The organism is Robinsoniella sp., from assembly GCF_034124845.1.
The window spans coordinates 1-6,093 of the sequence record NZ_JAWYAJ010000453.1 but is presented as its reverse complement, the minus strand read 5'-3'; the positions used below and the strand labels follow the sequence as shown (position 1 = coordinate 6,093).

Genomic DNA, 6,093 nt, shown 5'->3' with positions numbered 1-6,093 from the left:
CATTTGCCGAAACCGGATATAAACCTGCCTGGTACTGACCTCCTCGCGGATTTCTGTATTTTTCCAGCGGCTTTGTATAGGTATATGCCACGTCTCTGGCAAAAAGGTCAATGCTCTCTATATCATTGCCGTACTTTGGAAGTGCATCGATCATTGCTAAAAGTGCATCATATTTTTGCTTTTTGGCTGGTTCCGTGCCGGTCTGTCTCACAGTATCCGCAATGACACGGACCTCAGACGCACCGACTTTCTGGCCTGCATTCTGCAGTTCTTTTGCAATCTGTACGGTCAGCGCTTCTACTTTAGACTGGCTCAGCCCTTTGCCGAAGTTGTCATCCAAAGCCTGCTTATATTCAGTCAGCGTCAGCTTTTTATCTTCAAATACCAGCTTTTTCACAGCATATAATGCATCTGTTACATTTGCGATTCCAAATCCCTGGGGACCGGTAAAGTTATATACTGCCCCGCCTTCCTGCAAGGATTTACCTTTTTTAATACAATCATCAATCATACTGGACTGGTAGGGAAGCGGACATCTCTGTGCATGTGCCACATCAATGGAATTATCCGCATTGACCATTAATTCAATAAAGTACTCCATCTGCTGTTTGTACGCATCATAGAATTCCTCAAAACTCTTCATTTCCCTGATATCACGGGTTCTTACACCGACCTGCTCGCCGTCTTCCATTCCGCTTGTAAAGACCAGCTCAAGGGGTCTGCACATATTGAAAAACGCTGCATCGTGCCATCCATCGGTTTTACCATGAGCCTGAGGCTCTACACAGCCGATAATATTATAGGTACGGGCATCTGCAAGTGCTACTCCTCTGCTGACCATGGACGGAATGATCACTTCGTCATTGTAGTAAGCCGGAAGTCCGATACCGGTTCTGGTAAGTTTGGCTGCCTTAATCATCAGTTCATCGGGCGTCTTGTTCCAGACACGCACAGAAAGGGATGGTGCCGGTAAAAATACATGCATGGATGCCTCGATGCACATAAAAGACAAGTCGTTGGTAACATCGTTTCCTTCCTCGTCCTGGCCGCCTACAATCAGATTCTGGAACAGGCTGTAACCTGCAAAACCTTCTGCACTAGCTGCATCCCTGCATTTGTTCAGATCATTTAATTTTACCCAGATGCAGTCGATCAACTCCTGTGCAAATTCTCTTGTTATTTTGCCGGATTGCATATCCGCCTCATAATATGGATACATATACTGGTCAAATCGTCCGGGGGAAATAGAATGTCCGGAGGATTCAGTCTGCAGCAGCATCTGGACAAACCAGAACGACTGACACGCCTCATAAAAGGTCTCAGCCGGTTTTGCGGGTACTTTCGCACAGATTCTGGCGATTTCCAGCAATTCTAACTTTCTGCGGTTATCCTGGCACTTTGCTGCTTCTTCCAATGCCAAAAGCGCATATCGCTGTGCATAGTGAATTGCAGCTGTGCAACTGATTATTACAGATTCCAGGAATGCAGAACGGGTCTGATAATCACCGTCTGACACACTGCATTTATCCACTTCCGCTTTGGCAAACGCAATAATGCCTTCGTATCCGATTGCCAGAACTTCTTCATATTTTACGGTAAAATGTCCAATCCCATTATAAAAATAGTTGCCCGGAGTAAAGATATTGTGCTTCTTGGCAAGCAGTGTTTCTTCCGTCATATAAGAAGTAGCAAGGTCGCTTGTGGTTTTTCCCTTCCAATATAAATAAACATCATGAAGTTTTTCTTTTGTTTCATTGGATATATAGAACGGATCCGCGCTTCTTTTTTCCACGGTATCAAATTCTTCTTCCAGCCAGGAAAAAGAATATTCCGGAAATACCTGACAGCCCCGTGCTGTCTTTGTATTGCTGCCTACAATCAGTTCTTCCGGACGAATCGTAACAGGAAGTTCATGACAGATTTTTGCAAAAGCCTTTCCTCTTCTCAAAATCACAGGCTCTCCCTCTGTCTCTTTATAACTCTCTGTTAAAATGACAGCACGTTCCGGCTCAATTACCGGCATATGATCGTACAAGTCTTCGATTAATTTGGGAATTCTGGCACTTTTTTCTATTTCACCATCGTAAAAATTCTTCACGTTCACTTCTCCTTTATGTATCCGATTTGCAAAGCAAAAGCCCTGCACCTACGTTTACACATAGACGCAGGACTTTTTTATACGTATATTATACGCTACCCGTCCTTACAAGTCAATAAAACCTTGCATAAAAAAACATAAATCCAACAAATCCAACATCAATCTTTTTTTGCTGATTTCTCCGTATCTGCAATGATGCATTCCCTTAAAAGGATCAGCGCATTTACTACAGAGCTTTCTCTTACTTTATTACGTTCTCCTTTAAAATGGAACTCCCGGACTGTCACCTGGTTATTATAAGAACAGGCAATATACACAAGACCAACCGGCTTCTCATCCGTAGCACCTCCGGGTCCTGCTATGCCTGTAATGGAGACACAGACATCTGCACCGGTAATAAATGCTCCGTTTTTCGCCATCTCTTTCGCCGTTTTTTCGCTCACTGCTCCATTTTCTTTCAGCGTATTTTTCTTTACTTCCAAAAGCTTGCGTTTTGCACGGTTACAATAAGTTACCAGCCCCTGTTTAAATACATCTGATACACCAGGCACATTTGTAAGTCTGGCTGCCAGGAGTCCTCCTGTACAGGATTCTGCAGTCGTAAGAGTCAGTTCCTTTTCTTTTAAAAGACGGATGATGGTCTCTTCCAGTGTATCCTGCTCTTCTGTGGTGTAAATATGATTGCCGAAACGGCTGCGCAGTTCTTTTACAACCGGTTTAATTAATTTTTTTGCTTCCTTTTCATCGGAAGCCTTAGCGGTAATGCGAAGATGTACTTCTCCTGTCTTGGCATAAGTTGCAATTGTAGGATTCGTCTGCTTTTCGATCAGATCTGCTATCTCTGTTTCTACAAAACTTTCGCCTAAACCGCAGAGTTTCACCATGGTGGAACAGATGATCTCCGGCTGCAGTTTATTTAAATATGGAAATATATCATGGTTAAACATGGGGATCATTTCATTTGGAGGCCCCGGAAGCAGGATTACGGATTTCCCCTGTTTTTCCAGAATAAGCCCAGGCGCCGTTCCGTTCTTATTATCAATGACAATGGCACCTTCCGGTATCAGAGCCTGTTTCCAATTGTTGTCGGTAATGATCTTAAACTGGCTGTTTTTAAAATACTCCTGTATCCGTTCCTTGCTGTGCTTGTCTTCTACCAGTTTCATTTCCATAACCTTCGCTGCAACTTCTTTTGTCAGGTCATCCTGGGTAGGTCCCAGACCACCGCTTAAAATAACCACATCTGAACGGTTCATAGCCGTCTGAATGGCATCCGCAAGACGTTCTTCATTATCGCCCACTACTGTCTGATGATACATGGAAAGGCCCAGCAGTGCACACTTCTCCGCCAGAAAGGCTGCATTTGTATTTACAATGTTCCCAAGTAATATCTCCGTTCCAACGGAAATCAGTTCTACTACCATTTTTCATCCTCCAAAGTAATTTTACTTTTGCATACTCAATACGTTAATGTTCTTCGCAATATAATCAATCAAAGATATAATGGTCAGAACCAGTGCCAGTAAAACGAATAAATTTTCTAAAGTAACAAAAAAACCTCCCAGATCTGCTATTAACAGAATCGTCATGACCATCTGCGCTATTGTTTTTAATTTTCCCCACCAGCTTGCCGCAATTACAATTCCGTTATCGGATGCCACCAGACGGAATCCGCTGATGATAAATTCACGGCTGATAATAATGATGACGATCCAGTCAGCGAGGCGGTTGATCTGAACCAAGCATATCATTGCAGAACACACAAGGAGTTTATCCGCAAGGGGATCCATAAATTTTCCAAAGTTTGTTACCTGCTGGTTTTTTCTTGCCAGATACCCATCCAGACTGTCTGTGAGACTCGCAATAATAAAGATCGCAAGCGCGATATATTTACCGGAACCTCCCAGATCAGTTTTCATGAAAATTACAAAAAAAGGGATCAAAATAACTCTTAATATGGTCAAACTATTCGGCAAATTCATCTTCAATCTCTCCCATCAAATCATATTCCTGCGCACCTGTAATTTTTACCTTGACAAAATCTCCCGACATCAGCATCTCGCCTGTATTCACAAACAGATATCCGTCTATATTCGGTGCATCTGCATAAGTTCGGGCTACGTAAGCATTTTCATCCGCGACTTTCCCTTCTACCATGGCAATAACACTGCGTCCCACCATCTGCTGTGCCTTGTCAAAAGCGATGTCCTGCTGAAGTTCCATTAATTCATCTCTTCTGTCTTCTTTTACTTCTTCATCTATCTGGCCCCCCATCTCTGCTGCAGGCGTATCCTCCTCAGGAGAATAGGTGAACACTCCAAGGCGCTCAAACTCCATCTCATCTACAAATTCCATTAATTCCTCATGCTGTTCGGGCGTCTCTCCGGGAAACCCGGTTATCAAGGTTGTCCGAAGGGCAATATCCGGAATCTCACTGCGCAGTCTGCCCACAATATTCTTTAACTGCTGCTTATTCGTTCTTCTGCCCATTTTTCTCAGAATATCATCGCTGGCATGCTGAATAGGCAGATCCAGATAATGACATACTTTTTTCTCTTCTTTCATTACCTGTATCAGTTCGTCATAAATTTCTTCCGGATAACAATAGAGAATACGAATCCACCGGATTCCTGAAATTTTACATAACTCTTTTAATAAGATATGAAGGCTCTTTTCCCCATAAAGATCCTTTCCATAGAGCGTAGTCTCCTGCGCTACCAGAATCAATTCCTTAACACCCTGCTCAGCCAGGTCTTTTGCTTCTTCGATCAGTTCTTCCATTGGAACACTTCGATAATTCCCGCGGATCTTCGGGATAATACAGTAAGTACAATGTTTATTACAGCCTTCGGCTATCTTTAAGTGTGCGTAATGGCCGCCTGTTGTCAGCATACGCCCAGCTGACCTTGCCGGAAGAGCATCCAGATCATGAAACTCTAACATCTGCTGGCCTTTCAGCGCTGTTTGTACCGCATTGATGATTTCATCGTATGTTGTGGTTCCAAGAACGGCATCTACCTCTTCGATCTCGTCCACGATTTCTTTTTTGTATCGCTGTGCCAGACATCCTGTCACAACCAAAGCCTTACATCTACCATTTTTCCTGTGCTCTGCCATTTCCAGAATCGTCTGGATGCTCTCTTCCTTTGCATCATTGATAAAACAGCAGGTATTCACAACAATAATATCCGCCTGTGTCTCATCATCGGTAAGGACATATTCATTTTTAGCAAGCAGCCCCAGCATCACTTCCGAATCCACCAGATTCTTGTCGCATCCCAGGGATACAAATAATACGTTCATAAATTACTCCTCTTTTTAGTATCGTCCAAAAGCAAAATGCTCTTTGATGTTTATTGTACTATTTTCGTCTTAAAAGGTCAATAAAATACTTGAGAATGTGCAAAGTTCTCAAAACCACAAAATCTGCTGTTCCAATTTTTATCGTCTGTTTTTAGATATTTTCCCAGAAAAATCTCATTCTCGTCTACTGACTTCTGCATGAAATCGACAAAATAACCAAAATTATTACAATAGTTTCTAACATCTAACCATTTCCTACTGAAGCAGTTGCTGATATAATATTGATATACATGAGAGACACTGATTAAAACTTTAAAAACAGTCAATGATTATGTATAGATAAGACAACTAAAGGAGGTAACAAAAATGCATAGTCATGAAATTGATTCTTATCTTCGCAATAAAAACTGGAAACTGAAACCCAGTGAATACGTAAACATTATTAATGTTAACTCCTGTCCGGAGCTGGACCACATCGCTTACAATTCTCAAAACAATGACTACAATATCTGGACCAAAAATGGTTACGCATGGACAATCAAAATTGAATGTTAAGTTTTCTTTATAGGCTTCGCACCCGCAACCGGGTGCGTTTTTTTGTACAGATACTTGCTTTTCTGGAATTTTCCTGTATAATCAAATCGATAAATATAAATAATAAGGAGCTAATACAGCAATGAGCATATTAAACG

At 42.1% G+C, this 6,093-nt stretch carries 5 protein-coding genes; 1 reads left to right on the top strand and 4 read right to left on the bottom strand.

Annotated elements, in window-relative coordinates; genetic code table 11:
• The 4 genes from ACH2DQ_RS22370 to rimO all read right to left on the bottom strand — a co-directional run.
• Positions 1-2,104, bottom strand: a 2,104-nt coding sequence (locus ACH2DQ_RS22370) for a pyruvate formate lyase family protein (protein ID WP_395028390.1), incomplete at its 3' end; no start/stop codon positions are given.
• Positions 2,105-2,256: 152 nt separating this feature from the next.
• Positions 2,257-3,522, bottom strand: a complete 1,266-nt coding sequence (locus ACH2DQ_RS22365) for a competence/damage-inducible protein A (RefSeq protein ID WP_394915782.1) — start codon at positions 3,520-3,522, stop codon at positions 2,257-2,259.
• A gap of 21 nt (positions 3,523-3,543) precedes the next feature.
• Positions 3,544-4,080 (bottom strand): CDP-diacylglycerol--glycerol-3-phosphate 3-phosphatidyltransferase, encoded by a 537-nt coding sequence (gene pgsA / locus ACH2DQ_RS22360; RefSeq protein WP_394915783.1) that lies wholly within the window; start codon positions 4,078-4,080, stop codon positions 3,544-3,546.
• A complete protein-coding gene (gene rimO / locus ACH2DQ_RS22355; RefSeq protein ID WP_394915784.1) occupies positions 4,064-5,401 on the bottom strand; it encodes a 30S ribosomal protein S12 methylthiotransferase RimO in 1,338 nt (445 codons plus the stop codon). Before rimO ends, pgsA begins: the two co-directional genes overlap by 17 nt.
• A 366-nt stretch (positions 5,402-5,767) precedes the next feature.
• Between rimO and ACH2DQ_RS22350 the strand changes: the two genes are divergently transcribed.
• The gene (locus ACH2DQ_RS22350; RefSeq protein ID WP_394915785.1) at positions 5,768-5,956 is read left to right on the top strand and encodes a hypothetical protein; all 189 of its coding nucleotides are present in this window, start codon (positions 5,768-5,770) and stop codon (positions 5,954-5,956) included.
• Positions 5,957-6,093: the final 137 nt, after the last annotated feature.

Coding starts and splice junctions, on each gene's coding strand:
- ACH2DQ_RS22365 (WP_394915782.1), bottom strand. CDS start 3,522: ATGGTAGTAGAACTGATTTCCGTTGGAACGGAGATATTACTTGGGAAC.
- pgsA (WP_394915783.1), bottom strand. CDS start 4,080: ATGAATTTGCCGAATAGTTTGACCATATTAAGAGTTATTTTGATCCCT.
- rimO (WP_394915784.1), bottom strand. CDS start 5,401: ATGAACGTATTATTTGTATCCCTGGGATGCGACAAGAATCTGGTGGAT.
- ACH2DQ_RS22350 (WP_394915785.1), top strand. CDS start 5,768: ATGCATAGTCATGAAATTGATTCTTATCTTCGCAATAAAAACTGGAAA.